At 71.0% G+C, this 26,173-nt stretch carries 21 protein-coding genes; 11 read left to right on the top strand and 10 right to left on the bottom strand.

What is annotated here, in order from left to right:
- Positions 1–310 precede the first annotated feature (310 nt).
- Together U9J66_RS13130 and U9J66_RS13125 are read left to right on the top strand one after the other, a co-directional pair.
- Positions 311–1,972: an ABC transporter ATP-binding protein gene (locus U9J66_RS13130; protein WP_326337976.1), complete on the top strand. Its 1,662-nt coding sequence runs from the start codon at positions 311–313 to the stop codon at positions 1,970–1,972.
- On the top strand, positions 1,969–3,711 hold the full coding sequence (locus U9J66_RS13125) for an ABC transporter ATP-binding protein (RefSeq protein ID WP_326337798.1): 1,743 nt from the start codon (positions 1,969–1,971) through the stop codon (positions 3,709–3,711). Before U9J66_RS13130 ends, U9J66_RS13125 begins: the two co-directional genes overlap by 4 nt.
- A 56-nt stretch (positions 3,712–3,767) precedes the next feature.
- On the opposite strand, the gene U9J66_RS13120 is transcribed toward U9J66_RS13125, so the two are convergent.
- Positions 3,768–4,169: a glyoxalase gene (locus U9J66_RS13120; protein WP_014908709.1), complete on the bottom strand. Its 402-nt coding sequence runs from the start codon at positions 4,167–4,169 to the stop codon at positions 3,768–3,770.
- Positions 4,170–4,260: 91 nt separating this feature from the next.
- Complete coding sequence (locus U9J66_RS13115; RefSeq protein WP_326337797.1) at positions 4,261–4,827, bottom strand: GNAT family N-acetyltransferase; 567 nt, start codon at positions 4,825–4,827, stop codon at positions 4,261–4,263.
- 141 nt (positions 4,828–4,968) lie between these two features.
- Between U9J66_RS13115 and U9J66_RS13110 the strand changes: the two genes are divergently transcribed.
- Positions 4,969–5,538 (top strand): DNA-3-methyladenine glycosylase I, encoded by a 570-nt coding sequence (locus U9J66_RS13110; RefSeq protein WP_041561793.1) that lies wholly within the window; start codon positions 4,969–4,971, stop codon positions 5,536–5,538.
- Between the two features lie 46 nt (positions 5,539–5,584).
- Here U9J66_RS13110 and U9J66_RS13105 read toward each other — a convergent pair whose 3' ends face one another.
- On the bottom strand, positions 5,585–7,225 hold the full coding sequence (locus U9J66_RS13105) for an ABC-F family ATP-binding cassette domain-containing protein (protein ID WP_017534352.1): 1,641 nt from the start codon (positions 7,223–7,225) through the stop codon (positions 5,585–5,587).
- A gap of 151 nt (positions 7,226–7,376) precedes the next feature.
- Here U9J66_RS13105 and U9J66_RS13100 point away from each other — a divergent pair, with 151 nt between their 5' ends.
- The 4 genes from U9J66_RS13100 to U9J66_RS13085 all read left to right on the top strand — a co-directional run bounded on the left by U9J66_RS13100 (position 7,377) and on the right by U9J66_RS13085 (position 11,130).
- On the top strand, positions 7,377–8,009 hold the full coding sequence (locus tag U9J66_RS13100; protein WP_026124969.1) for a TetR/AcrR family transcriptional regulator: 633 nt from the start codon (positions 7,377–7,379) through the stop codon (positions 8,007–8,009).
- A gap of 154 nt (positions 8,010–8,163) precedes the next feature.
- Entirely contained in the window at positions 8,164–9,141 is a 978-nt protein-coding gene (locus tag U9J66_RS13095; protein ID WP_326337796.1) for an ATP-binding cassette domain-containing protein, read from the top strand.
- Complete coding sequence (locus U9J66_RS13090) at positions 9,138–10,001, top strand: ABC transporter permease (protein ID WP_326337795.1); 864 nt, start codon at positions 9,138–9,140, stop codon at positions 9,999–10,001. The genes U9J66_RS13095 and U9J66_RS13090 overlap by 4 nt, the downstream gene beginning before the upstream one ends.
- Positions 10,002–10,359: 358 nt before the next feature.
- Positions 10,360–11,130: a TetR/AcrR family transcriptional regulator gene (locus U9J66_RS13085; RefSeq protein WP_041562160.1), complete on the top strand. Its 771-nt coding sequence runs from the start codon at positions 10,360–10,362 to the stop codon at positions 11,128–11,130.
- 31 nt (positions 11,131–11,161) lie between these two features.
- Here U9J66_RS13085 and U9J66_RS13080 read toward each other — a convergent pair whose 3' ends face one another.
- The 4 genes from U9J66_RS13080 to zwf all read right to left on the bottom strand — a co-directional run bounded on the left by U9J66_RS13080 (position 11,162) and on the right by zwf (position 15,885).
- A complete protein-coding gene (locus U9J66_RS13080) occupies positions 11,162–11,668 on the bottom strand; it encodes a thioredoxin (protein WP_014908675.1) in 507 nt (168 codons plus the stop codon).
- A gap of 200 nt (positions 11,669–11,868) precedes the next feature.
- Positions 11,869–12,507, bottom strand: coding sequence for a bifunctional 4-hydroxy-2-oxoglutarate aldolase/2-dehydro-3-deoxy-phosphogluconate aldolase (locus U9J66_RS13075; protein ID WP_017534347.1), 639 nt, complete (start codon positions 12,505–12,507; stop codon positions 11,869–11,871).
- 79 nt (positions 12,508–12,586) lie between these two features.
- Positions 12,587–14,407: a phosphogluconate dehydratase gene (gene edd / locus U9J66_RS13070; RefSeq protein ID WP_326337794.1), complete on the bottom strand. Its 1,821-nt coding sequence runs from the start codon at positions 14,405–14,407 to the stop codon at positions 12,587–12,589.
- Complete coding sequence (gene zwf / locus U9J66_RS13065; protein WP_326337793.1) at positions 14,404–15,885, bottom strand: glucose-6-phosphate dehydrogenase; 1,482 nt, start codon at positions 15,883–15,885, stop codon at positions 14,404–14,406. Before zwf ends, edd begins: the two co-directional genes overlap by 4 nt.
- Positions 15,886–16,092: 207 nt before the next feature.
- Here zwf and U9J66_RS13060 point away from each other — a divergent pair, with 207 nt between their 5' ends.
- The 3 genes from U9J66_RS13060 to U9J66_RS13050 all read left to right on the top strand — a co-directional run bounded on the left by U9J66_RS13060 (position 16,093) and on the right by U9J66_RS13050 (position 20,419).
- Positions 16,093–17,280, top strand: a complete 1,188-nt coding sequence (locus tag U9J66_RS13060; protein ID WP_326337792.1) for an ROK family transcriptional regulator — start codon at positions 16,093–16,095, stop codon at positions 17,278–17,280.
- A 274-nt stretch (positions 17,281–17,554) separates the two neighbouring features.
- Positions 17,555–18,244, top strand: a complete 690-nt coding sequence (locus U9J66_RS13055) for a hypothetical protein (RefSeq protein ID WP_326337791.1) — start codon at positions 17,555–17,557, stop codon at positions 18,242–18,244.
- Between the two features lie 465 nt (positions 18,245–18,709).
- A complete protein-coding gene (locus U9J66_RS13050) occupies positions 18,710–20,419 on the top strand; it encodes an LCP family protein (protein ID WP_326337790.1) in 1,710 nt (569 codons plus the stop codon).
- 240 nt (positions 20,420–20,659) lie between these two features.
- Here the strand turns inward: U9J66_RS13050 and U9J66_RS13045 are convergent, their stop codons facing one another.
- Positions 20,660–21,706: a hypothetical protein gene (locus tag U9J66_RS13045; RefSeq protein WP_017534342.1), complete on the bottom strand. Its 1,047-nt coding sequence runs from the start codon at positions 21,704–21,706 to the stop codon at positions 20,660–20,662.
- Positions 21,707–22,047: 341 nt separating this feature from the next.
- Positions 22,048–22,878 carry a hypothetical protein gene (locus U9J66_RS13040; protein ID WP_326337787.1) on the bottom strand — a complete coding sequence of 277 codons (831 nt, stop codon included), beginning with the start codon at positions 22,876–22,878 and terminating at the stop codon, positions 22,048–22,050.
- Between the two features lie 313 nt (positions 22,879–23,191).
- Between U9J66_RS13040 and U9J66_RS13035 the strand changes: the two genes are divergently transcribed.
- Positions 23,192–24,946: a GAF domain-containing sensor histidine kinase gene (locus U9J66_RS13035; RefSeq protein WP_042284683.1), complete on the top strand. Its 1,755-nt coding sequence runs from the start codon at positions 23,192–23,194 to the stop codon at positions 24,944–24,946.
- A gap of 217 nt (positions 24,947–25,163) precedes the next feature.
- Here the strand turns inward: U9J66_RS13035 and U9J66_RS13030 are convergent, their stop codons facing one another.
- On the bottom strand, positions 25,164–26,171 hold the full coding sequence (locus U9J66_RS13030; protein WP_161111001.1) for an ABC transporter ATP-binding protein: 1,008 nt from the start codon (positions 26,169–26,171) through the stop codon (positions 25,164–25,166).
- Positions 26,172–26,173: the final 2 nt, after the last annotated feature.

Genomic DNA, 26,173 nt, shown 5'->3' with positions numbered 1-26,173 from the left:
CGCCATTCGCAACAGATGCGTTATAAGAATTCCGCGAGGAATATCCCTGAAAATCACCTGAATCACTTTTGAACCCTTAAGTAATGTTCCGAGATCACCAAGCGTGCCCTTCCCGCTCGCTCTCCGCACTCCCCCGAAACCCGCTGGAGACCGGGCCGCTCTCCCTGCTCTCATGAAGGGGAGAAGAGACCTTGGGAGGCCTCGCTTGGTTCAGACGTCGGATGTCCCCGGCCCCTGGGGGACACGCCCCCTTCCGCGTTCGGCCCTACCGCCCACCGGCTCGCCCGATACGCGCGGTCCGCTCCGCTTCGTGTGGTGGCTCATCACCCGGCAACCGGGACGGATCCTGACCGGCACCCTCTACGGGACCCTGTGGATGACCACCGTCATGGTCCCGCCCTATCTGATGGCCCGCGCCATCGACGACGGGCTACGAGCCGGACGGCCGGGCGCGCTCGTCCTGTGGGTGGCGGCCATGGCCGCGGTGCTCCTGTTCAACGTGGCCGTGTCGGTCCTGCGGCACCGCACGATGACACAGGTGCGCATGGACGCGGCGCACCGGACCATGCGCGTGGTCAACGGACACTCCACCGTGCTCGGATCATCCCTGGCCCGTCGGGTCTCCTCCGGCGAACTGTCCACCGTCCAGGCCGCCGACGTCATGCTCATCGCGCACATCCTCACCATGACCGGGCCCGGGGTGGGCGCGGTCATCGCCTACGTCGGCGTCGCGGTGCTCCTGGTGGGCATCTCCCCCTTGCTGGGCGCGATCGTGGTGATCGGCGTCCCGGTCCTGGCGGTGGTGATCGGCCCGCTGCTCGGCCGGCTCCAGGATCGGGAGCGGAGCTACCGCGAGCACCAGGGCGAGACGACGGCGCTGGCCGCGGACATCGTGTCCGGGCTGCGGGTGCTGTGCGGGATCGGCGGCAAGGACCACTTCGCGCGACGGTACCGGGACCGCTCCGGGGAGCTGCTCCACCAGGGCTACCGGGTCAGTGAGACCACGAGCTGGTTCCAGGCGGTGACCTACTGCCTGCCCGTGATCTTCCTCGGCGCGGTCACCTGGGTGGCGGCCCGGTTGACGCTGGACGGACAGATCACCGTCGGCGAGGCCGTCGCGGTCTACGGGTACGTGGCCCTCCTGATCATCCCGATCCTCTTCCTCATCGAGGGCGCCACCGGGCTCGTCCAGGGCCTGGTCTCGGTCCGCCGGGTGCTGCGGGTGTTGACCCTGGAGCCCCCGCTCGCCGGCAGCGGGATGAACCGCCCCGGTCCCGAGGAGGACGCGGAGCTGGTCGACCCGGCCTCCGGTGTGACCGTGCCCCCGGGACGGTGCACCGCGCTCGTGTCCGCCTCTCCGGAGGAGGCCGCCGCCGTCGCCGACCGGTTGTGCCGCCACACCGACTCCGACGTCCTCTGGGGCGGGATCCCCCTGCGCGACGTGGGGCTGAACGAGGTGCGCGAGCGTCTGCTGCTCTGTGACAACGAGTCGTACCTGTTCGCCGGCTCCCTGCGCGAGGTCCTCGACCCGCACGGCCGGTTCCCCGACGAGGAACTACGTGCCGCGCTGCGCACGGCCGGGGCGGTCGACGTCCTCACCTCGCTGCCCGACGGGTTGGACTCACGAGTGGAGCCCCAAGGGCGCAACCTCTCCGGAGGGCAGCGTCAGCGGGTCCGGCTGGCCCGCGCCGTACTCGCCTCGCCCGAGGTCCTGGCGCTGGTGGAACCCACCTCGGCGGTGGACGCGCACACCGAGGCGGCGATCGCCGAACGGCTGGTCGAGACCCGCATCGGACGGACCACCGTGGTCGTGGGCACCTCACCCCTGCTGTTGGACCGCGCCGACCGGATCGTCCTCCTGGTGGACGGGACGGCCGTCGCCGTCGGCACCCACGGCGAGCTGATCGCCTCTCGAAGGGACTATCGCGCGCTGGTCCTGCGCGGCGCGGACGAGGAGGGGGAACGAGCATGAGCGAACGTCTTCCGGTGGCCGACCGGGCCCGGGTCCGCCGCGACCTCGGTCGCGTCCTGAGCGACGAGCGCGGACGTGTGGCCCGGTTGGTGACGCTGACCCTGATCTCCGGGGCGGCCGGGCTGGTCGGCCCGTACCTGCTGGGCCGGATCATCGACATGGTGGAGGCCGGCACCGCCACGGCCGGAGCGATCGACCTGATGGCCGCCGGCGTGGTGATCGCGGCCTGCGCCCAGTTCGTGTCGACCCGGTACGCGCGGCGGGCCACGTACCGCTTCGGCGAACACGTACTGCTCCGTCTGCGCGAGGACTTCGTGGGCCGGGTGCTGTCGCTGCCCACCCGGGTGGTGGAGCGTTCGGGGACCGGCGACCTCACCACGCGCGCCTCGGCGGACGTGGCGACGGTGGGACAGACCCTGCGGAGTTCGGTCCCCGACATCGCCCTGTACGGCCTTCAGGTCGTGGTGCTGTTCGCGGCGATCTTCTGGATCGACCCCCGTCTGGGGCTGTGCGCCGTGGTCTCGTTCCCGCTGATGTACCCGGTGACCCGCTGGTATCTGCGCCGTTCCCGTGAGGCCTATCTGGCCGAGGGTTCGGCCCTGTCCGGGGCCTTGGAGAACGTATCGGCGACGGCGGAGGGCGGCCGCACGGTCGAGGGTCTGGGGATCCAACGGGATCGGATCGAGGCCACGGAGCGGGACGTGGAGCTCCTGTACCGCGCGCGGCGCGGCACACTGCGGCTGCGCTCGGTGCTGTTCCCCTTCACCGAGGCCGTCTTCCTGCTGCCGACCGCCGTCGCCCTGCTGGTGGGCGGCCTGCTCTACCTCGACGGCGGGATCGCCCTGGGTGCTCTGGTGACCTGCCTGCTCTACCTCGAGCAGGCGTCGAGCCCGCTGATCCGGCTGACCCAATGGTTGGAGGACATCCAACGCGCGGGGGCGTCGTTCGCCCGCCTGCGCGGGGTGCAGGAGCTGCCCGAGGAGTCCGCGGAACCCGGCCCGGAACCGGCGGACGACCGGATCGAGTTCGTGGACGTCCACTACGCGTACGTGCCCGGCCACGACGTGCTGCGCGGGGTCGACCTGGAGGTGCGGCCCGGAGAACGGTTGGCTGTGGTGGGCCCCTCCGGCGCGGGCAAGACCACGATCGGTCGGCTGTTGTCCGGAGCCGACGTGCCCGGTTCGGGACGGGTGCTGGTGGGCGGGGTCCCGATCGGCGCTCTGGCGCCGGAGGCCCTGCGCGAACGGGTGGTCCTGGTCGACCAGGAGCACCACGTGTTCACCGGGACCTTGCGGGAGAACCTGGAGCTCGCCGCCCCGGGCGCCGACGACGAACGGCTGACCGCCGCCCTGGAGTCGGTGGGCGCCGATTGGCTCCGTGACCTGCCCGAGGGGCTGGACACCGCCGTGGGATCGGGCGGGGCCGCGTTGGATCCGGCACGGGCCCAGCAGGTGGCGTTGGCCCGGGTGGTGCTGCTCGATCCGCGCACGGTGGTGTTGGACGAGGCCACCTCGCTGCTGGACCCGCGTACGGCGCGCGCCGCCGAACGTTCCCTGGCGGCCGTGCTGGAGGGCCGGACGGTGATCGCGATCGCGCACCGTCTGCACACGGCGCACGACGCGGACCGGGTCGCGGTGGTGGAGGACGGCCGGATCGTCGAGCTCGGTCCGCACGAGAAGCTCATCGACGCGGACGGCGCCTACGCCGCGCTGTGGGCCTCCTGGCACGGGACCGACTGAACGGAAGGGGCGGGGCGTGGTCTTCCCGCCCTCGCCCCTTCCGGACCGTCGAACGGCTACTCGCCCGACGGGCTGAGGAACTCCAGGCGGTTGCCGTTGTTGTCGAAGAGGTGGAAGCGGCGGTATCCGGGGAGGTTCTCGTCCCAGACGAGTTCGTGTCCGGCCGCGATGATCCGTTCGGCGAGAACGTCGATCTCGCGGACGAGGATGCCGGGGTGCGCCTTGCGCTGCGGCACGAACCCCTCCTCCACCCCGAGGTGGAGTTCCAGGTCGTCGGCGCGGACCCACAGTCCGCCGCGGGCGGCCAGGGCCGGAGGCTTGGGGACCTCCACGAAACCGAGGACGTCGACGTAGAAGGCCCGGCAGGCGTCCTCTCCCCCCGGCGGCAGGGGGATCAGTACGTGGTGGAGACCGAACCCGAGGTCGGTGGTGGTCTCGGTGGGGTGGGGGGTGGTCATGGCTCCTCTTTCAACGTCGTCGTGGAACCGGCCCGGGCCCGGGGTCGGGCGCACCGGGCCGATATCTCGATGTCGAGGTACTTGAGGAAGACTACTCGCCCGACGGTGCGGGCGAAGGGCGTTCGTAGATGTGCTCCAGACCGTCGCGCTCGTCCCACTTCTCGCCGACGCGCTCGAAGCCGAAGCCCGCGATGGTCGCCAGCGACCCGACGTTGTCCGGGCGGATCGAGGCGAGCACCGCCGCGACCTCCGGAGAGGCGTCGGCCTTGCGGAGCAGCTCGGTGAGGGTTGCCCGCGCGTACCCTCGACGGCGCTCCTCCGGGGCCACGGAGTAGCCGACCTCCACACGGTGATCGCCGTCCGGAGGTCCGTGGAAGCCGGCGAACCCGACCACCCGGCCGTCGTCGGCGTCCACCGTCACGTTCGTGAGCCAGCCCGCGCACGCCGGATCGGCTCGGAGCTGCCCGAGGCGGTGGTCGGTGACCCAGCGGACCTCCTCGGAATCGAAGTGATCCCCCAACTCCAGGTCCAAGAGGCGGCCGGCCGCCGCGACGTCCCCCTCGCTCAAGGCGACGAGGACGGGTTCGGTCATCTCCACCAGACGCACCCGAGGCGCCCGGCGTCGGTCCTGTTCGAAGTCCGTGTTCGTGTCCGTCACCGCCCCATCCTTTCTCCGGGGCGGTCGGGGGGACAAGGGGTTTTCACACGCCGCGACACGGCCTTCACGGTGAGGTCTCCGGATCGTCGCCGGCGTCGGGGACGATGGACGGGACCCCCTGCCACGGCTTCGAGGAGACCCATGTCCGACGACGACCGCCGCTGCTCCTGGGCCCGGAACGCCTCCGAGCCCATGACCGCCTACCACGACACCGAGTGGGGCCGCCCCTCGCACGAGGAGCGGTACCTGTTCGAGATGCTGATCCTGGAGGGGGCCCAGGCCGGCCTGTCCTGGTCCACCGTGCTGCACAAACGGGAGAACTACCGGCGGGCGATGGACGGTTTCGACTACGACCGCGTCGCCGAGTACGGGCCGGAGGACACCGAACGCCTGCTCGCCGACCCCGGGATCATCCGCAACCGCCTCAAGATCGCCTCCGTGGTGCGCAACGCCCGCGCCTTCCGGAAAGTGCGCGAGGAGTTCGGGAGCTTCGACGCCTACCTGTGGGACCGGGTGGACGGGACCCCGGTGGTCGGCCACTGGACCTCGCCCGACCAGGTGCCCGTCACCACGGACCTGGCGGACCGGCTGAGCCGGGACCTCAAACGGCGGGGCTTCGGTTTCGTGGGAGGCACGATCGCCTACTCCTACCTCCAGGCCACCGGCGTGGTCGAGGACCATCTGGTGACCTGCCCGGCCAAACCGTCCTGACCCCGGGGCCGCCCTCCGTCTCCGATGGGACGGCCCCGGGCCCGGGTCAGCCTCCCTCGACCGGTGGCCGGCCCCGTTCCAGGGACCACCGGCGGGTCGCCCCGATCTCCTCCAGGAACCGGTGGTCGTGCGAGACCACCAGCAACGCGCCCCGATAGGCGTTCAGGGCCTCGACGAGCCGGTCCCGGCCGTCCAGGTCGAGGTTGTTGGTCGGCTCGTCCAGGATCAGCAATCGCGGAGGAAGGTCGGCGAGCAGGAGGCGGGCCAACGCCACCCGGAACCGCTCCCCTCCGGAAAGGTCGGCCGCCCTCTGGTCCACCCGGTGCCCTCGGATCAGGAAGCGCGCCAGCCCGGCCCGGAGGGTCCGTGTTCCGGCCGAGGGCGCGGCCGCGCGCAGGTTGTCGAGGACGCTCGCCTCCTCGTCCAGGACGTCCAGCCGTTGGGGCAGGTAGCCGACCCGGCCGGTGACGTGCGCGACCCGGACCGGAGGGCCGTGGCCCGTCTCCGCGGCCGGTTCCCCCGAGGCCCGGGCGACGATCGCCCGGAGCAGCGTGGTCTTGCCCGAACCGTTGGGTCCGGTCAGGGCCACGCGTTCGGGGCCTCGCAGGTAGAGCGCCCCGGCCTCCGGCCCCGGCACGGTGTCGCGCAGTTCGAGGACGTCGTGACCCGCGGGGACCTCGGTACCGGGCAGCGTGATGCGGATGGTGTCGTCGTCCCGTACCGCCTCCTCGGCCCGTTCCAGCCCTTCGCGCGCGGCCTCGAGCCTCTCCTCCTGGGTGATGCGGTGGAGGCCGGCCGAGACCTGGGCCTCGCGTTTGCGCTGGTTCATGATCACGCGCGGTTCGCGCTTGGTGTCGTACTTCTTCTGTCCGAAGCGGACCCTGCGGGCGAGCTTGATCCGTGCCTCGGCGAGTTGGCGGCTCTCCCTGCGCACGTCGGCCTCGGCGGAGCGCACCGTCCTGCGCGCGGCCTCCTGTTCGACGGCGAGCCGTTCGGTGTAGGCGGTGTGGTTCCCTCCCCAGGTACGGACGCGTCCGTGACGGAGCTCGGCGATGCGGTCGACCCGGTCCAGGAGCTCCCGGTCGTGGGAGACGACGATGAGCACCCCGTGCCAGTGTTCGACCGCCTCATAGAACCGTTCCCTGGCGTCGCGGTCGAGGTTGTCGGTGGGTTCGTCCAACAAGGTGACGTCGGGGCGACGCAGGGCGATCCCGGCCAGGGCGGTCAGCACGGTCTCGCCCCCGGACAGGGTGGCGACCCGCCGGTCCAACGGGTGCCCTTCCGAGGCGGAGAGGTCGACGCCGAAGCGTTCCAGTCGGGCCAGGGCCCGTTCCTCGATGTCCCAGTCGGAGCCCACGGCGGTGAAGTCGGCCTCCTCGCCCCGCCCGGCCTCGATGGCGAGGAGGGCGTCGCGGATCCGATCGACCCCGAGCAGTGCGGCGACGGTGGTGTCGGTGGCGAGGGGGAGCGCCTGGTCGAGGAGCCCCACCTCCCCGTCGACCGCGACGGTGCCGGAGGTCGGGGTGAGCCGTCCCGCGATCAGGGAGAGCAGGGTGGACTTACCGCTTCCGTTGCGGCCGATCAGTCCGGTGCGTCCGGCACCGAAGGCGGTGGTCAGGTCGGCGAGCGGCGTGGTGCCGTCAGGCCAGGAGTAGGTGAGTCGGTCGCAGACGACGGCGAAGGTCACAGGGCCTCCCGAGAAGGTGGGTGAACGGTCGGGAACGCGGGGTCCTGCGCTGTTCGCCCATGATGATCTCCTCCTCGGGTCGACTATTGCGACTGTTGTCGCATGAACAGCATCGCACAAGAATGCAGGCAAATGCAACTACAGTTGCGTTATGACTTCTCAGCACCCCACTCCGGGAGACGCCCGCCCCGGAGGCCGCACCGCCCGCAACACCGCCGCCGTCCTCCAGGCCACCCTGGACGAACTGGGAGAACGCGGCTACGGAGCGATCACCGTCGACTCCGTGGCCGCCCGATCGGGGGTGCACAAGGCCACCGTCTACCGCCGGTGGGGCGGAGTGGACGGACTGGTGCGCGCCGCCTTGGAGCACTCCACCGAACGCCACTGGGAACCCGAACTCACCGGCTCCCTGTACACCGATCTACTGAGGCTCGTGGAGACGGTGACGTCGGGCTTCACCGAGGCCCCCGAACGCGAGGTGTCGGCCGCGGCGGTCGCGGCGGCCTTCGAGTCCGAGGAGGTCGCCGAGGCGCTGCGCCGCTTCATGTCCGACCGACACCGGCGTGCCGCCGTGATCGTGACCGAGGCGATCGCCAGGGGCGAGGCCCCTCGGGACACCGATGCCGAGGAGGTGATCCGTTCGGCGATCGCCCCGGTGTACTACCGACTCCTCATCAGCCGTGAACCCGTCACCGCCGACGACCTCCGCCGGGCCGCCTCGATCACCGCCGCCGCGGCGGCGGCCGGGACCTTCACGGGAACGCCGGGACCGCCCACCCCCTGACCCCTCGAACCCCGACGCCACCACATCCCCCCTCCGACCAGGCACGACGATGGCGAAGAAAATTCTTTATGGCATAAGGAAATAACTCCGAGGGGTGGGCCGTTCCCAGTTCCGTACGCCGTACTGTACGTAGTACGCCAACTGGGAGGGATCCATGCCCACACCACGGAGAGCGATCACCGTCCGAGGACTCGGCCGAAGGTTCAAGGACCGTTGGGCCCTGCGCGGACTCGACCTGGAGGTCGATCGGGGCACCGTGCACGGCCTCCTCGGGCCCAACGGGGCCGGTAAGTCGACGACCGTCCGCGTCCTCACCACCCTGCTCCGCCACCACGAGGGCACCGCCGAGGTCGCCGGCCACGACCTGGCCACCGAGGGCGCCCTGATCCGGCACCGGATCGGGCTGGTCGGCCAGAACGCCGCCGTCGACGAGGTGCTCGGCGGCCGTCAGAACCTGGAACTCTTCGCCCGACTGCACCACCTGGGCCGCCGGGACGCCCGCCGAAGGGCCGACGAGCTCCTGGAACGCTTCGACCTCGCCGACACCGGCCGGCGGCCGGTCTCCACCTACTCGGGAGGGATGCGTCGCCGTCTCGACCTGGCCGCCGGGATGATCCTCGCCCCGCCCCTGCTGTTCCTCGACGAGCCCACGGTCGGCCTCGACCCCCGCGGACGCGAAGAGGTGTGGTCGGCGGTCCGCGGGCTGGTCGACGACGGCACCACCGTCCTGCTCACCACCCAGTACCTGGAGGAGGCGGACCGGCTGGCCTCGCGGATCTCGGTGATCGACCACGGCCGGGTGATCGCCGAGGGGAGCCCGAGCGGTCTCAAGTCGCGGATCGGCGGGGACCGGATCGACGTGGTCCTCACCGACGAGGAATCCCTGGAACGCGCCGCCGCGCTGGTGGAGCGGGCCACCGGCTCCCCCGTGCGCACGCTCCGAGAGGAGCACCGGATCAGCGCCGAGGTGGAGGACCGCGCGGCCGCCCTGACCCGTGTGGTCCGGGCCCTGGACGACGAGGGACTGCGCGTGGCCGACGTCCTCCTGCGCCGTCCCACCCTGGACGAGGTCTTCCTCCATCTGACCGGCACCGAGGAACACTCCCACCACGGAACGGAGGTCGGCCGATGACCGCGACCGACACGCACACCGGTGACCGCCCGTCGCCTCTCCTCGCGCCCGCTCCTCCGTCGGGCCCCCTCCCCCGCCTGGGGTGGGCCCTCGCCGATGGCTGGACGGTGGCCCGTCGCGATCTCCTCCATTGGGCCCGCGGCCCTTGGGAACTCGGCTTCGGTCTGCTGTTCCCCGTGCTCATGGTGCTGATGTTCGTCTACCTGCTGGGCGGATCCATGTCGGTGCCCGGCGGCGGGGACTACACCGAGTACCTCATGCCCGGCATGTTCGCCATGGTCATGGTGTTCGGGCTCGGGGAGACCGTGACGGCGGTGAGCACCGACGCGAACCGGGGCATCACCGACCGGTTCCGCTCGATGCCCATGGCCTCCTCGGCCGTGGTCGTCGGTCGCTGTCTGGCCGACATGATCCGTTCGACGCTCACCCTGATCGTGCTCATCGGTTTCGGCCTGGTCGTCGGCTGGCAGTGGCACGGCCCGTTCGACCGGGCGCTGCTCGGCTTCGGGCTCCTGCTCCTCTTCCGTTTCGCGCTCGTGTGGATCGGTATCTACGTCGGACTCGTCGTCCGAGGTCAGGGCGGCATGGCCGTCATCCAGACCCTGGAGTTCCCGTTCGGTTTCCTCTCGAACGCCTTCGTGGCCACCGCGACCATGCCGGTGTGGCTCGGGACCGTCGCCGACTGGAACCCACTGTCGTCCACCGTGGCGGCCGCGCGGGAGCTGTTCGGCGGCCCGAGTGTGATCGGTGAGGGGTGGATCGCCCAGAACGCCCTTCTCATGGCGGTGGTCTGGCCGCTGCTCCTGGTGGCGGTGTTCGCCCCGCTGAGCGTGCGCCGCTATCGAGGTCTCGGCGGCTGAACCCGAGCGGGCCGTGGCCCCGCCCGCTCCCCTCTCCCCCACGTGAAGGTCATGGGGCGTGACCGTCGACGGGCGTACACTGACCCGTACGCTCTACGGACCGGGGAGTGTTTTCTGGATGCTTTCGCCTGGCATCGGCGGAGCCGATCCTCGGCGAGCGGCCGCCGGGCGATCTCTCGCCAGACGACGAGCGAAGGTTCCCCTACTGTGCCCTGCTACGCAGGCTCCGCAGGATCGCACAGCGGGGGCCCGCCCGGGTTTGGCTGTCCGAGCGACGTCGGCGCCGCGAGAGGAAGCCCGGCCACGCGAGCGAGGAATGATCCACGAAAGCACGACCCGGCAGTACCAGGACGGACCGATGCCCCCGCAGCCCAGCAAGAGCGGTGATCCCGCGCGCAGCCTGTCCCTCCTGTGGCGCACTCAGGAGCCCGCGCCACGTCGTCGGGGCGGACCCGGCCTGAGCGTCGACCGGATCGTGGCGGCCGCCACCGAGATCGCCGACTCCGAGGGGTTGACCGCGCTGTCCATGCGCAGGGTCGCCGAGTCCCTCGAGGTCGGCACGATGTCGCTCTACACCTATGTCCCCGGCAAGGGCGAACTCATCGACCTCATGGTCGACGCCGCCTACGGGGACCTGGACACCCGGGACCGGACCGGGCACTGGCGTGAGCGGCTGCGCGGGATCGCGTACGCCAATCGGGAGTTGTACGTCCGCCATCCGTGGATGTTGCAGGTGGTGACCATCCGCCTGTTGGGGCCCAACCTCATCGCCAAGTACGACCACGAACTGTCCGCCGTGGACGGGCTGGGGCTGAGCGAGGTCGAGATGGACTCCACCGTCAACCTGATCGACGGCTATGTGGAGAGCGCCGTCCGACAGGCCCTGGGCGCCGAACAGGTGGCCCGCGAGTCGGGCATGGACGACGCGCAGTGGTGGCGTACCTACGACCCGCTGCTGACCGCGCTGGTCGACGAGTCCGCCTACCCGACGGCCTCTCGTGTCGGCACCGCCGTGGGCCGGGCCCACCAGGCCGTCCACGACCCGGAACACGAGTTCTCCTTCGGGCTGGAGCGGGTCCTGGACGGCGTGCAGGTCCTCGTGGACTCTCGTTCCACGAACACCGGCTGAGCGGCCCGGGACCCGCTTCGGGCCCGGGTCCTCACTCGAGCTCTTGGGCGATGGTCTCGTCCAGTTCGGAGACGGTCATGGCCCCGGAGACGGTCGTGTGGGTGCCGTCCGAGCGCAGGAAGACGAACGAGGGCGGGCTGATCACCTCGAAACCGCCCCAGATGGTCCCGTACTCGTCGATCAGGGTGGTCATGTCCTCCAGCCCGTTCTGCGCCTCGAAGGCCTGGATCTCCTCCAGTTCCGCGCGTCCGGCGACACCGTGGAAGTCGATGTTCTCGTAGGCCTGGTCCGTCGCCGCGACGACGGAGGCCAGTCCGGAGCACTCGCCACAGTCGGGGGTCCAGAACCACAGGACGGCGGTCGCCTCCGCGAGGGTCTCTCCGTCGAACTGCTCGCCGTCGGTGGTCTGGGCCTGGAAACGGAGGGCACGGTGTACCTCCGGGGAGGGCTCGGTCTCGGCCTGAGCGGGGCTCACGGCCTCCTCCGGCTCGCTCGCGCAGGCCGTGAGCGTCAGGCTCAGGGTCGCCGCTATGGTCATCAAGGTTCCACGACTCGCGGTCGCGCCCATGTCTGCACCTCATTGTGGGGGGTATGCGGGGGGTGATCACAGAAGCGCACGTGTGCGACCACTGTGACGACAGTGCAGTATGCCCGCTAAGAGCTCCAAGGTCACCCCTTTCGGACGCCCCGAGCACTTTCGGCTTCACCCTCCCGATTATGGCGCATGTCACATGGGGTTCAGGTGCGCAGGGAGGAGGCCTCCCGGGCGAGGCCGGTGATCTCCTCCCAACGCCCGGAGGCGATCAGGGCGGCCGGAACCGGCCAGCTCCCGCCCACACAGCCCACGTTCGGCAGGGCCAGGTAATCGGGGGCGTTCCGTCGGGTGATGCCCCCGGTCGGGCAGAGTCGGGCCTGCGGCAGCGGGCCGGCGAGGGACTTCAGGAACGCGGTCCCGCCCGCGGCCTCCGCCGGGAAGAACTTCATCGAGGTCGTCCCCCACTCCATGAGGGCCATCGCCTCCGACACCGTGGCGACCCCGGGCAGGCACGGCAGACCGGTGTCGAACATGGCCCGGAGCAGGTCGGGGGTACTGCCCGGGCTCACCAGGAAACGCGCCCCCGCCTCGGTGGCCGCCTCGACCTGCTCGGCGTTGACGATGGTGCCGGCGCCGACCACGGCCTCCGGCACCTCGGCCGCGATCCGCTCGATCCCCGACAGGGCGGCCGGGGTCCGCAGGGTCACCTCGATCCCGGGCAGGCCGCCCGCCACCAGGGCACGGGCCAGGGGAACGGCGTCCTCGGCCTCCTCCAGTACGACCACCGGCATGACCGGGGCCAGGGCGAACAGGTCCTCACCGGAGCGGGGGACGGTCCTCATGATGTCGTCTCCAAGATTCGTGCCGTATCGATGGACGCGTGGGGGCGGCGCGCGGAACGCCGCCCCGTGACGCGGTGGTTCACAGGCCGAAGACGCCGGCCCCGGCCTCCGCCGGCCCGACCGCCCCGCGCAGGACGGAGAAGAGCTCGCGTCCGGTCCCCGCGGCGGAGGAGACCGACGGGCGGGCGTCCTCGCGTCCGTCGAGATCGGCCAGGACCTCCAGTGTGCCCCGGTTCGCGTCCAGCCGAACGATGTCGCCGTCGCGCACCCGGGCCAGCGGACCGCCCGCCTCGGCCTCGGGAGAGACGTGGATGGCGGCGGGCACCTTGCCCGAGGCCCCGGACATCCGTCCGTCGGTCACCAGGGCCACCTTCTGGCCCCGGTCCTGGAGCACTGCCAGCGGAGGGGTGAGCTTGTGCAGTTCGGGCATCCCGTTGGCCCTGGGGCCCTGGAAACGCACCACCGCGACGAAGTCTCCGGTCAGCTCTCCGGCGGCGAAGGCCTCCTGGAGCTCGGCCTGGTCGCCGAAGACCCGCGCCGGCGCCTCCACCACGTGGCGTTCGGTCGCCACGGCCGACACCTTGACGACGGCGCGACCGAGGTTGCCGGAGAGCATGCGCAGTCCCCCGTCGGGGGCGAAGGGCTCCTCCACCCCGCGCAGCACCGTCGTGTCGGCGCTCTCCTTCGGCCCTTCCGTCCAGACCGGCGCCGAACCCTCCAGACGGGGCACGCGACGGTAGCGGTCCAGCCCCCGACCGACCAGGGTCCGCACGTCCTCGTGGAGCAGCCCGGCGTCGAGCAGGGTGGAGATCAGGAAGGCCATGCCGCCCACCTCGTGGAAGCGGTTCACGTCGGCGGCGCCGTTGGGGTACATCCGGGTGAGCAGCGGCACCACCGCGGACAGGTCGGCGAAGTCGTCCCAGGTGAGGTGGATGCCCGCCGCGCGGGCGATCGCCACCAGGTGGAGCGTGTGGTTGGTGGAGCCGCCGGTCGCCAGCAGCGCGACGACCGCGTTGACGATCGCCCGTTCGTCGATCTGCTCGCCGAGCGGAACGTGGTCCTCGCCCAGGGCGGTGTTGCCGAGCACGCGCCGGGCGGTCTCGGCCGTCAGCGCGTCCCGGAGGGGGCTCCCCGGCTGCTCGAAGGTGGCGCCGGGCAGGTGAAGGCCCATGACCTCCATGAGCACCTGGTTGGAGTTGGCGGTGCCGTAGAAGGTGCAGGTCCCGGGCGCGTGGTAGGCGGCGGACTCCGCTTGGAGGAGCTCCGTACGGCCGACCTCGCCGGCCGCGAAGCGCTGTCGGACCCGTGCCTTCTCCTTGTTGGGCAGACCGGAGGGCATCGGCCCGGCGGGGACGAAGGCCACCGGCAGATGCCCGAACGACAGCGCGCCGATGAGCAGGCCGGGCACGATCTTGTCGCAGACCCCGAGCATGAGGGCGCCGTCGAACATGTCGTGCGAGAGGGCCACGGCGGTGGCCATCGCGATCACGTCCCGGCTGAACAGGGACAGCTCCATGCCCTCACGACCCTGGGTGATGCCGTCGCACATGGCGGGCACCCCGCCGGCGAACTGGGCGACGCCCCCGGCCTCGGACACCGCGGCCTTGATGATCTCCGGGTAGGCGCCGAGCGGCTGGTGCGCGGAGAGCATGTCGTTGTAGGCGGAGACGATCGCCACGTTGGGGGTGACGTCTCCGGACAGGGCGAGCTTGTCCCCGACCCCGCAGGCGGCGAAGCCGTGGGCGAGGTTGGCGCAGCCCAGCGAGGTGCGGGCGGGCCCTCGTCGCACCGCCTCCCGGATCCGCTCCAGGTAGGCCGATCGGGTCGGGGCGCTGCGTTCGGCGAGACGCCGGGTGACCTCGTCGACGACGGGATGGACGTCGGGGTGTCGTTCGCTCATCGGGGGTTCTCCTCTTCGTGCCAGGTACGACCGGTGGAGCCGACGAGCCGTCGCGCGCCCTCGGGCCCGGGGCCACCGGCGGGGTAGGGCTCCGGGGCGGGACCGAGCTCGTCCCAGGCCCGGATGATCGGGTCCACCCAGTTCCACGCGGCCTCGACCTCGTCGCGGCGGATGAACAGGGTGGGGTCGCCGGCCAGCACGTCCCGGAGGAGCCGTTCGTAGGCCTCGGGCGAGCGGGTGGCGAAGGTGTCGGCGAAGCTGAGCTCCAGGGGGACCGGGCGCAGCCGCAGCGTCCCGGCTCCGGGGACCTTGGCGGGCATGGTGAGGTGGATGCCCTCGTCCGGCTGGAGTCGTATGACGAGGGCGCCGGCGCCCGGCAGCGAGGCGGCCCCGGGGAAGATCGTGTGCGGGACGTCCTTGAACCGGACGACGATCTCCGAGCGGGCGTGCGACATGCGTTTTCCGGTGCGCAGGTAGAAGGGCACCCCGGACCATCGCCAGTTGGCCACCTCGGCCTTCAGGGCCACGAAGGTCTCGGTGTCGCTGACGGCGGGACCGCCCGCCTCGTCCAGGTAACCGAGGACCTCCTCGCCACGGACGGTGCCGCTCGTGTACCGGCCTCGGACGGTGTGCTCGGCCACGTTCTCCCCGGTGAGCGGCCTCAGGGCCCTCAGGACCTTGAGCTTCTCGTCCCGGACGGCGTCACGGTCGTAGGCCGACGGCGGTTCCATCGCGGTGAGGCACAGAAGCTGGAGCAGATGGTTCTGGACCATGTCGCGCATGGCCCCGGAGGTCTCGTAGTAGCCGCGCCGGCCGCCCACCCCGACGGTCTCGGCCACGGTGATCTGCACGTGGTCGATCCAGCGGGAGTTCCACAGGGGTTCGAGCAGGACGTTGGCGAACCGCAGGACGAGCAGGTTCTGCACGGTCTCCTTCCCCAGGTAGTGGTCGATCCGGTAGATCCGGGACTCGTCGAAGACCGCTCCGACCTCGTCGTTGATCTCCTGTGAGGAGGCCAGGTCCCGCCCCAGGGGCTTCTCCATGACCACGCGGGACTCGGGGGTGACCAGGTCGGCGTCGCGCAGCCCTCGGCACAGGGCGCCCGAGATCATCGGCGGCACGGCGAGGTAGAAGACGCGGTCGTGTCCGGGGGTGAGGGCGTCCGCCAGGTCGGCCCAGCCGGTGGGGTCTCCGCCGACGTCGATGTTCACGTGGGAGAGGCGGCCGAGGAAACGGCGCATGACCTCGGGTTCGACCACCTGGACGGCGTTGTGTCCGCGGATCGCGGCGTCCGCCTTGTCCCTCAGGTCGGCGTCGGTGAGGCCGTTCCGGGAGGCCGCGACGACGCGTGTCCTCTCCTCCAGGTGACCGTCGCGGTCCAGGAGGTAGAGGGAGGGGAGGAGTTTGCGCATGGACAGGTCGCCGGTTCCACCGAAGATCACCAGGTCGGTGGGGTGGGGCGGGGGCTGCGACTGCATTCGGTCGGCTCCTGCGGGGAGGGGAGGGGAAAAGGGGAGGAGAGGGTGGGTCGCACCGTCTCGGAGGTGGGGTGGGGGAGGCAGGCCCGCTGGACTCGTTTCGAGAGTAAGCCCGATATGGTCAAAAACCAAGCACACTTTAGAACATAACTTTACAGAAGTGCACGATCTTCGCTCCGCGCGATCGGACGAATGGTTCAATGAGGCATGGCCAGAACCCCAGGACGCCTGTCCTCCACCTCCACCAGCGGCCACATCCTGGAGATGATCCGCACCGGTACCGCCACCAACCGGTCGGAGATCGCCCGGGAGACCGGCCTCTCCCGCCCCTCCGTCGCCCTGCGCATCACCGAGCTGATCGAGAGCGGTCTGGTCACCGAGGGCACGAGGGCCGCCTCCAGCGGAGGCCGACCTCCCACGCTGCTGGAGTTCAACGCCTCCTGCGGCCTGGTGCTCACCGGAGCCCTGGGTATGGCCCGCAGCCAGGCCGCGGTGTGCGATCTCGACGGCCGGGTCCTCACGCGCACCCCCGGCTCCCCCGACATGGAGCAGGGCCCCGACACCACCGTCCCCTGGCTCCTGGAGACCTGGAGCGAACAGATCGCCTCCCTGGACCGCTCCCCCGACGAGGTCCGCGGCGTGGGGATCGGCCTGCCCGGAACGGTGGAGTTCCACGCCGGCCGGGCCGAGGACCGACCCGTCCTGGGCCGCTGGGCCGGGGTCGCCCTGGCCCCCCTGATCACCGAACGCTTCCCCGTGCCGGTGATGGTGGACAACGACGTGAACGTGATGGCCCTGGGCGAGCACATCGCCGGAGGCCACGGCCACACCGACGACATGGTGTTCGTGAAGGTCTCCACCGGCATCGGCGCGGGTCTGGTCTCCGGGGGCAACCTGCTGCGCGGCGCCCTGGGCGCGGCCGGGGAGATCGGACACATCCCGGTGAGCGACGGGGGCGGTCTGCCCTGCCGTTGCGGCAACACCGACTGCCTGGAGGCGGTGGCGGGCGGACGTCGCCTCCTCGCCCTCGCGGCGGAGGAGGGGCACGAGGTCTCCGGACTCCAAGAGCTGGTGCGCCTGGCCACGGAGGGGGACCCGGTGGCCGTCACCCTGGTCAGGGGCGCCGGCCGCCGTCTGGGCGAGGCCCTCGCCGGAGCGGTCAACCTGCTCAACCCCGAGGTGATCGTGCTCGGGGGAGACCTGTCCGAGGCCTACGACCACCTGGTCGCGGGGGTGCGCGAGGTGGTCTTCCAACAGTGCACGGCGCTGTCGACCCGGCAGTTGAGGATCGTTCCGAGCCGCCTGTGGGACGACGCGGGCGTGCGCGGCTGCGCGGCCATGGTCACCGAGAGGGTGCTCTCCCCGGACGCCGTGAACAGGCTGTTGGCCGAATAGGTCGCGGAGGTCGATCGCACCCGTCGTCCACAGCCTGTGGACGACGGACGTTCATTCGACGTTCCCCGAAAGGGCGGGACTCGCCCCCTCGTACTCCACCGTCGCCGACACGCCTTTGAGCTGCGCCGACGCCCTCCGGCGCGATGTCGGCCATGTCGTGACACTTGACAAGAAGCACCCTTCTACCGAATAGTCACGCACCCGAGTCCACCCCGCACACCCCCGTCACCCCGTGACCCTGCCCCGTGCGGTCTCCCGCCCGGAAAGGTCTCCCGTGGATTTCTTCGAGAACCCCGTCGTGCTCGTCCTGCTGGGCGCCGGCGTCAGCCTGGTCACCAGCGTCGTCGTCACCGCCCTGCACGCCCGTCAGATCCGCCGCGCCGAGCTGCGCACCGCCACGCGCGCCGCCGCCCGGACTCTCACCAGCGCGTTCATAGCCGAACGCGACGGCCACGGGGACAAGACCGAGTTCCTGCGCGAGGCCGAGCTGACCGTCATGTCGATGACCGACCGCAGGACACGCGAGCGTCTGGCCGACGTGGTCCGTCTCCTGCGCGAGCACGAACTCCCCGAGGTCGAGCAGTTGAGCGGGGTCGGCGCCGCCACCGCCAAACGTCTCCTGTGCGACCACGCCCTGGAGGTCCTGGGCTCCCACCTGCGCGCGGAGCGGCTGCCCGAGGTCCCCGCCCTCATGCGCAAGATGCTGAGCGTGGAGGAGGAGGCGCTGAGCATCCACTCGGGCGAGTCCGCGCCCCGCCCCTCGGAGCCGATCGAGAAGAGCTCGGTGACCCCGCGCCCCCGGCACACCGGAGGCGGTACGACGACCAAGGGCACCGGGGCCCGCAAGAGCACGAAGACGACCAAGAGCGCCGCCCCCAAGGCGACCGGCAAGAGCGGCCGGAACGCGAGCGCCCCCGCGGAGAAGCGGGACGCCGAGAAGGAGAGCGCCTTCTGGGACGACTGATCCCGCCGTCCGCTCCCGGCGGAACGGGTATTCGCAGAAGGGCGGAACGCCCCTCTCACGACCTACGACCCCACGGCGGGTCAGAAGTGATTTCCGAGGTCACACGTGAGAAAGTCGGGCGGGATGGCGCTCACGGGCGCGCATCCGGCGAAGGAATTGTGCGGCGCAATTGTGGTCAGGAACCTCGCGCATGGACAACCCGAACGCGCACTCGATGCGAACTTCACTTAGGATCACTGCCACACGCGGGTTCCGGCATCTTCGGCACCCCTTGTCCTGTGGTGTCCCCACCTCCCCCAAGGGCGACTCGGACCCCTTCGACGTCTTTTCGGCCAAGATTCCGGACAGCCTGCGTACAACCCCCCGCGCGACCTCCGACCTGCCCCGGACCCGGACGCGTGACCCTCTCGGGTCGGTGTCCGACGTTGGTACGCCCAGCCGTCCGCACTCACCGAGATTGTCACGATGACCGCTGACGAGAACTCCACCGAACCCGACGAGGGCCGGACGCCGGACGAGACTCCGGAGACCGGTTCCGAAACCGAGCCCCACGGCCGGGGGGATTCGGGGGATCCCGCCCCCGGAGCCGACGAGGCGGGCTCCGACCCGGTCGACGACCCGGACGGCACCGACCCCGAAGGGACCTCCGACGAGGCGGCGCCCCGTGACGGGGACTCGGAGGAGGACCCGGAGACCGTCGTCATCGATGTCGACCGACCGGTCACCACCTCCGAGGACACCGCCCGGGAGAGATCCGACGCGGATGACGACGCTCCCGAGGAAGAGGCCGGAACGGCCGAGGCCGACGACGCCTCCGCATCGGTCGAGGCCGCCTCCGCGCCCGGAGACGACGAGGGCTCCGATACGGAGAAACCGGCCGCCGAGAGCCCCGAGCGGTCCGGCGAAGCGGAGGAGACCGCCGAGGAGACCGAGACGCCCGTGGCCGGCGCCGCGGCGCCCGCGACCTCAGGAACCGGCCGCCGGAACCGCCGACGTCGTCTGCGCCGGGCCGCCGTCTGGACCGCGGCGTCCCTGACGGTCCTCATGTGCCTGGGCGCCGCGACCGCCTACGGCTACTACCGCTATCTGCGTTCGGACATGGTCCAGCACGACATCGGATCGGTGCTCAGCGACGAAGAGCGGCCGGACAAGATCAACGACGCGGTCAACATCCTCTTCATCGGATCCGACGGGTACGAGGAGGACAGCCCCGCCTACAGCCAGGAGTTCGAGGGCGAACGCTCCGACTCCCTGATGCTCGCGCACATCTCCCCCGAGAACCGGGTGTCGGTGGTCAGCTTCCCGCGCGACTCGCTCGTGCAGCTCCCCCAGTGCGACCCCTACGCCAAGACCGAGGGCACCTACGGCTACTTCGGCATGATCAACGCCGCGATGTACCACGGCGGACCGCCCTGTGTGGTGCGGACCATCGAGTCGCTCACCGACATCAGGATCGACCACTTCGTCCACCTGAGCTTCGCCAGCTTCCGCGACGTCGTCGACTCCATCGGCGGGGTGGACATCTGCATCCCCGAGCCGATGCAGGACCGGCGCTCCAAGCTCGATCTCGACGCCGGGGATCAGACCCTCGACGGCGAACAGGCCCTGTCCTTCGTACGGGCCCGCTACGACATCGGCGACGGCGGGGACATCGGACGCATCGACCGACAGCAGATGTTCATGGCCGCGCTCGCCGACCAGGTGACCGACAGCGACGTCCTGACCAGCCCGAGCAAGCTCAACGGCATCCTCCAGGCCGTGGCCCGGCACAGCGCCACCGACCGTGAGCTCTCCCTGGACCGCATGCTGTCCATCGCGGTCACCATGGCCGACGTGGACCTGTCCGACATCGAGTTCCACACCGTGCCCTGGTACCAGGCGCCCTACGACCCCAACCGGGTCATGTGGTACGAGGAGGAGGCGGCCGAGCTGTTCGAGGCGATCCGGGAGGACCGCCCGCTCCCCGCCCTGCTCGCCGCCGACGACGGCCCCACCCCTCAGGAGCCTCCGACGGCCTCTCCGACCCCGGCGGACTCCTCCGCCCTGGAGGAGGCCGAGGCGGACGTGGACCCCGACGAGTCCTCGCAGGACGTCGCCCGCCCCGGCGAGGGGCGCAACGCCACGTCCAACCCGTGCCAGGACGGCCTCGGATTCGGGACCGGCGAGGAGCACTGACACGAAAAGGTCCGGCCCCCTCCGCACCATGCGAGCGGAGGGGGCCGGACCATGAGCGACGCGGCCCCGGAACCCCCTCCGGGGCCGCGTCGTCGTCCCGGGCGGCGGGGACTCGACCCGAACCGCCGGTACACGCCGGGAACCCCCACAGTCCCCATTGGCGTCCCGATCGACGGGGGTGGTCACGCGCGCACCGCCCAGGACGGTGCGCCCACCGTGAACGGCGGGCGCACGTTCGGATCAGAGCAGGGGCAGGCCCAGCCCTTCGAGCAGGTTCAGGTCACCGGGCAGCGCGTCGGTGACCCCGCCGACCCCGGTGGCCTCGGTGGCCTCGGGGAGGGCGGCCGGCCCGCCGCCGATCTCGGGCTCGCCCAGCTCGGGCAGGCCCTGGACGCCGACCAGGTCGCCGCCGACGTCGGACGGGATCAGGTCGGTGGTGCCGTCGGCCAGGGGCAGGGTCTCGCCCTCCACGGGGACGACGGAGCCCGGCCCGGACTCGACCAGGGAACCGACCGTGTCGGCGACCCCGGCGACGTCGATGTCGCCACTACCGCTCATCGGCAGGGTCTCGTCGACGTCCGAGGGCAGAAGCGTGGTGATCCCACCGGTCAGGTCGGCGTTCTCACCGGCGTCGAGGCCGACCGGGCCGCTCATGGGAACGACCTCGCCGACCTGGGACAGGTCGGGGGCGTCCGTGCCGGTCAGGTGCGAGGAGGTGTCCTGGACGCCTCGGCCGACACCGTCGCCCAGTTCGGTGACGGTGTCGCCGACGTAGGGGAGCTTGGTGTCGGTGTCGCTCATCGGCAGGATGTCGCCGCCGCCGACCCGCGACAGGGCGTCCACGAGGGAGGAGACGGGGCTGATGGAACCCCCGCTGAGGGGCAGGGTCTCGCCGGCGCCGTTCAGCGGCAGGCTCTCGGTGGTCTCACCGAGGTCGAGGGGGCCGACACCGGTGGAGTTGTCCTTCCCGGTCTCCACCGGGGCCTGGGCGGAGACGCCGTCGCCGACGACGTGTCCGATCGCGTCCGTGGGGCTGCCCGACTGGTGCCGGACATCGGGCTGTGCGGAGATGTCGCCGGGCTCGACCTGGATCAGATCGCCGACAGGGGTACCGACGCCTTCGGTCAGGGCGGTGGGGACCTGGGATCCCAGGTCTCCCAGGGGGAGGCCGTCCGTGACACCGCCGAGCGTGTCGGCTCCCGCGATCCCGGCCCCGAGGGCGACGAATCCGGCGGCGCCGGCGGCCACCAGCATGGTCCGGGCGGAGGTACGGGCGGTGTGGAACATGAGAGTCCTTCCGGAGTGTGTTTCGTGTCCGTGTCGCTGATTCCGACGGGGCGGTCTCCCGCTCCGTCGCCGGGGTCCGTCCCCCTGGCCAGGGGTTCGGGATCCGGTCGTGCTCTGGTGGAGCTCCTCCGGTCGACTCCCCGTCGCGTCTCTGGAAGAGGCGGTGCGGGTCGGACCGGACACAGTCGGTAGGTCTGGCGGACCACCGGCTGACGTGAACCTCGTCGATGAGGTACGGGGCTCACGTCAACCCCCAGCTCCCGGCTGGGAAGGCGTGCCAGGGGACCGGTCGCGCGGAGGCGGGCCGTCGAGGGCCCGGCGCGGTACCGGTGGGTGGTCCGTTAGTCCGGAGAGAAGGTGGGCTCGTCCGTGGACTCGGCGGGAGCCGAGCGCAGGACGTGCCGGGCGGCCTCGAACAGGCCGGGCATGGGCGCCGGGGCGGAGACGGCGTTGAGGAAGCCGGCGACGGCGGGGCCGGTCGCGGTTCCGCCCGAGGCGGGGGCCGGTGCGGTGGCGGGAGCGCCGGCACCGGCGGAGATACGGTCGAGACCGTCCTCGACGACCTCGCGGGCATCGTCGCCCTCGTCGTGGACGACGTTCTCACCGGTGGGCGCGACCGCGGCCACCAGGGCCTCGGGCGGCTCGGGCGCTTCGGTCGTCGCGGGGTCGGTGGTCCCCTCGTCGGGGAGGGTCCTCTCCTCGGTCTCGGTGGGCTTCTCCACCTCGACCGGGCTCTCGCTCCACGCCGGGGCCGGGTCGGAGACCGGGCCGGTGAGCGGTGCGAGAGACTCGGGGAGTCCTTCGACGGACGGCGTGGAGGCCGCCCGCACGGTGTCGTGCACGGTCCGGACGGGCTCGGAGGCCTCGTTCTCGACCGCGCGAGCGGTCTTGGAGGCGTCCTCGACGGTCCGGGTCGCCCGCTCCCCCACGGCGGTGACGGTGTCACCGATCGAGCCGCCCAGCGTCTCGGCGCCCTCCACGACGGAGGGCCCGGTGGGCAGGGCGGGTTCGGTGAGCACGAGCTCCTCGGCCTGGGCCGAGCCGGAGGTCAGCCACACGGTGAACAGGATCCCCATGACCAGACCGGCGAACAGGAGGGCCCTACGGAGTGGTTCCGGGCACACGGAGGGACGGACGCCGGTGGCGCCGACCGTACCGTGGTATCCAGACACCGGGGGTTTCCTTCCGCCGTGCTGTGGGTCCTCCCCCGACGAACGAGGGGCCGACAACTTGTGGGGGTTCATGTGAATGGCACCGGAAACATGATCTTCCGGGCGTTCGGCACCAGGTCGCAGAGGCCTTCGTGTGCCGACTGACCGCGACGTTAGCATGAATTACCGGCCCCCCGTCCCCGTTTCCGAAGGAATTGATCCGCCCTCCCTGCCGACTTCTGAGCACCCAGATGTGGCAAAACGGGAAAAAACCAACGACAATTCAACTATTAGCCCTCAACCCCTCAACGGCTCTGCGGAGGTTGACCCACACATGACCGAGATCCCTCAGAGCCACCGGTTGTCCCCACGGCCCCTGGTGTCCCCACAACCCCTGGGCGAGCTTCTCGCCGAGATGCGTTCCCGAACGAACCCGGGACTGTCCGCCCAAGGACGGGTGGACTCCCTGCTCCAGGCGGTACTGACCATCGGTGGCGACCTGGACCTGGCCACCGTCCTGCGCAGGTTGACGGAGGCCGCCGCCCACCTCGCGGGCGCCAGGTTCGCCGGACTCGGCGTGATCGGCGAGGACGGCGGCTTCACCGAGTTCATCGCCGTCGGACTGAGCCGGGAACAGGCCGAACGGATCGGCCGCGCCCCGAACGTGCCGAGCGCGCCCTCCCACGGGGGTTCGGCGCTCCACTACTCCGACCTTCCCGACCATTCGGACCTGGGACACCTCTCCGACGACCTCCCCGGAAGGGCGGGGTTCCTCGGGGTACCGATCCAGGTCCGCGACGAGGTGTTCGGCAACCTCTACCTGTCCGAGAAGGAGAACGGCGGCGACTTCGACCGGGAGGACGAGGCGATGGTCACCGCGCTGGCGACCGCCGCCGGCGTGGCCATCGAGAACGCCCGCCTGTACGAGGAGACCCGGCTGCGCGAACGATGGCTGGGCGCCTCCACCGAGATCACCACCCGGCTGCTGTCGGGGGCCGACACCAACGAGGTGTTGGCCTACATGGCGGCCCAGGCCCGGGAGATCGCCGGGGCGGACACCGCCGTGGTGATGCTGCCGGACCCGCACGCGCGGGGGCACCTGTTCGCCGAGATCGCCGACGGGCCCATCGCCCAGGAGATCCTCGGGACCCCCGTGGACATCCACGACTCCGCCTGCGGCCGGGTGTACGAGACCGGCGAGGCCATGGCCATCCCCGATCTGCACCAGGCCAACTGCCCGATGCTGACGCACCGGGGCTACGGCCCGGGGCTGCTCGTGCCGTTGGGCACGCCCGGTAACACGCGCGGGGTCCTGCTGTTGGGCAAACTGACCGAGCGGGCCCCGTTCGACTCCAACATCCGACGGATGCTGCACTCGTTCTCGGCCCAGGCCGGGGTGGCGTTGGAGCTGGCCGAGGCGCGTCGGGACACCGAGCGGCTCGTGGTGCTGGAGGAGCGCGACCGCATCGCCAAGGACCTGCACGACGTGGTCATCCAGCGTCTGTTCGCCTCGGCGATGACCCTGATGAGCACGGTCCGCCTGATCGGCTCCTCCGAAGCGGAGGAACGGGTCCAGCGCACCATCGACGAGCTGGACGGCACCATCAGGGAGATCCGCTCGACCATCTTCGACCTCCAGAATCCGCCGAGCCGACGGGACACCTCCCTGCGCGGACGGATCCTGAGGTTGGCGGAGAACACCGCGCACAGCCTCGGCTGCCATCCGGGGGTGAGCCTGGACGGGCCGATCGACGCACTGGTCCCGGACGAGGTCGGCGAGCAGTTGTTGGCGGTGCTGGGCGAGGGGCTGACCAACGTGGCCCGGCACGCCCACGCCACGGAGGTGCACGTCTCGGTCGTCGTGGAGGAGATGGCGGTGACCGGGAGACCCACCGCGTTGACACTGACGATCACGGACAACGGTGTGGGGCTGCCCGAGGAGGGGCGCCGCAGTGGTCTGCGCAATCTGGACGAGCGTGCCCGGGCGCTGGGCGGCGGCTTCACCGCGCGGCGCGGCGAGCTCACAGGCACGGTGCTGACCTGGCGGGTCCCCGTTCCGGACCCGGAGCCCGGTGTGAGCACCCTCTGAGCGTTCCATCGCCGAGCGGGAGCGGACCCTTTCCGGGCCCGATCCGTTCGTTTCGTCACCCTGGGCGGAATGGCCACGATCGCCCCGGGGACGACGAAACGGCACGCACGTATCGTCCGTGACGCGACTCCGTCGTGACGGAACAACGCAACGAAAACGCGTTCGGCCCGAGAGGGGCGGGCCGGGCGCGACACCGCCCGGCCCGCCGGGCCGGCCCTCAGGAGGCGAGGGCGCCCCGTTCGGGGGCCGCGCCCCGGTAGAGGGCCGATACGACCGTCTCGATGTCGGGTTCGCGGAGGGTCAGATCGACCACCTCGTGGTCCCGCGCCACCCTCTCGATCACCCGGGCCGGGTTGTCGGCCAGTTCCAGCCACTGCCGCGGCCCCTCGACCCGAACGGTACGGGCCCCCTCCACCTCGATCTCCGGGACCGGCGCGACCAGGTCGACCACCAGGACCCGCGGGGTGGGGACGGTGGCGCGCAGCTCCGAGAGCCCTCCGTCGAAGGCCAGCCGTCCGTGGTCGATCACCATCACCCGATCGCAGAGACGCTCCACGTCGCCCAGGTCGTGGGTGGTGATGAGGATGGTGGTGCCGCGCTCGGCGTTGATCCTCAGCAGGAACTCGCGGATGGTCGACTTGCTCACCACGTCCAGGCCGATGGTCGGCTCGTCCAGGACCAACAGGCTCGGGGCGTGCAGGAGGGCCGCGGTGAGGTCGCCCCGCATGCGCTGACCGAGGCTGAGCTGCCGCACCGGGGTGTCCAGGAAGGGGCCGAGTTCGAGGAGTTCGGTGAGCTCGGCCAGACGCTCGGCGTGGAGGTCGGCGGGGACCCGGTACAGGTGTCGGGTCAACGTCAGGCTCTCGCGCAGCGGAAGGTCCCACCACAGGGTGGTGCGCTGGCCGAACACGACGCCGATCTCCCGGGCCAGCCGGGTCCGGTGGCGCGAGGGCTCCATCCCGGCGACCCGCACCGTGCCCGAGGTGGGGGTGAGGATGCCGGTGAGCATCTTCATCGTGCTCGACTTACCGGCGCCGTTGGGTCCCAGATAGCCCACGATCTCTCCGGGACGGACCGTGAAGGTGACGTCCTCGACCGCGGCGATCCTGCGTCGGGTCCTGCGCAGGAAGGGGCCTTCGGAGCGCACGTAGTCGCGCCCCAGACCGACCGCCTCGATGATCGGCCCCCGTTCGGGCGCCCGGTTCGTGTTCTCGTTCGAGGTCATGG

This window comes from Nocardiopsis sp. LDBS1602 (assembly GCF_035818715.1).
Taxonomy (GTDB): Bacteria; Actinomycetota; Actinomycetes; order Streptosporangiales; family Streptosporangiaceae; genus Nocardiopsis; species Nocardiopsis alba.
Note: the sequence above shows the minus strand (reverse complement) of the source record. Positions and strands in the feature narration are given on the sequence as shown.

Excerpts from the sequence above, each read along its gene's own strand:
- U9J66_RS13125 (WP_326337798.1), top strand. The coding sequence starts at position 1,969 with ATGAGCGAACGTCTTCCGGTGGCCGACCGGGCCCGGGTCCGCCGCGAC.
- U9J66_RS13120 (WP_014908709.1), bottom strand. The coding sequence starts at position 4,169 with ATGACCACCCCCCACCCCACCGAGACCACCACCGACCTCGGGTTCGGT.
- U9J66_RS13110 (WP_041561793.1), top strand. The coding sequence starts at position 4,969 with ATGTCCGACGACGACCGCCGCTGCTCCTGGGCCCGGAACGCCTCCGAG.
- U9J66_RS13100 (WP_026124969.1), top strand. The coding sequence starts at position 7,377 with ATGACTTCTCAGCACCCCACTCCGGGAGACGCCCGCCCCGGAGGCCGC.
- U9J66_RS13095 (WP_326337796.1), top strand. The coding sequence starts at position 8,164 with ATGCCCACACCACGGAGAGCGATCACCGTCCGAGGACTCGGCCGAAGG.
- U9J66_RS13090 (WP_326337795.1), top strand. The coding sequence starts at position 9,138 with ATGACCGCGACCGACACGCACACCGGTGACCGCCCGTCGCCTCTCCTC.
- U9J66_RS13085 (WP_041562160.1), top strand. The coding sequence starts at position 10,360 with ATGCCCCCGCAGCCCAGCAAGAGCGGTGATCCCGCGCGCAGCCTGTCC.
- U9J66_RS13080 (WP_014908675.1), bottom strand. The coding sequence starts at position 11,668 with ATGACCATAGCGGCGACCCTGAGCCTGACGCTCACGGCCTGCGCGAGC.
- U9J66_RS13075 (WP_017534347.1), bottom strand. The coding sequence starts at position 12,507 with ATGAGGACCGTCCCCCGCTCCGGTGAGGACCTGTTCGCCCTGGCCCCG.
- edd (WP_326337794.1), bottom strand. The coding sequence starts at position 14,407 with ATGAGCGAACGACACCCCGACGTCCATCCCGTCGTCGACGAGGTCACC.
- zwf (WP_326337793.1), bottom strand. The coding sequence starts at position 15,885 with ATGCAGTCGCAGCCCCCGCCCCACCCCACCGACCTGGTGATCTTCGGT.
- U9J66_RS13060 (WP_326337792.1), top strand. The coding sequence starts at position 16,093 with ATGGCCAGAACCCCAGGACGCCTGTCCTCCACCTCCACCAGCGGCCAC.
- U9J66_RS13050 (WP_326337790.1), top strand. The coding sequence starts at position 18,710 with ATGACCGCTGACGAGAACTCCACCGAACCCGACGAGGGCCGGACGCCG.
- U9J66_RS13045 (WP_017534342.1), bottom strand. The coding sequence starts at position 21,706 with ATGTTCCACACCGCCCGTACCTCCGCCCGGACCATGCTGGTGGCCGCC.
- U9J66_RS13035 (WP_042284683.1), top strand. The coding sequence starts at position 23,192 with ATGACCGAGATCCCTCAGAGCCACCGGTTGTCCCCACGGCCCCTGGTG.
- U9J66_RS13030 (WP_161111001.1), bottom strand. The coding sequence starts at position 26,171 with ATGACCTCGAACGAGAACACGAACCGGGCGCCCGAACGGGGGCCGATC.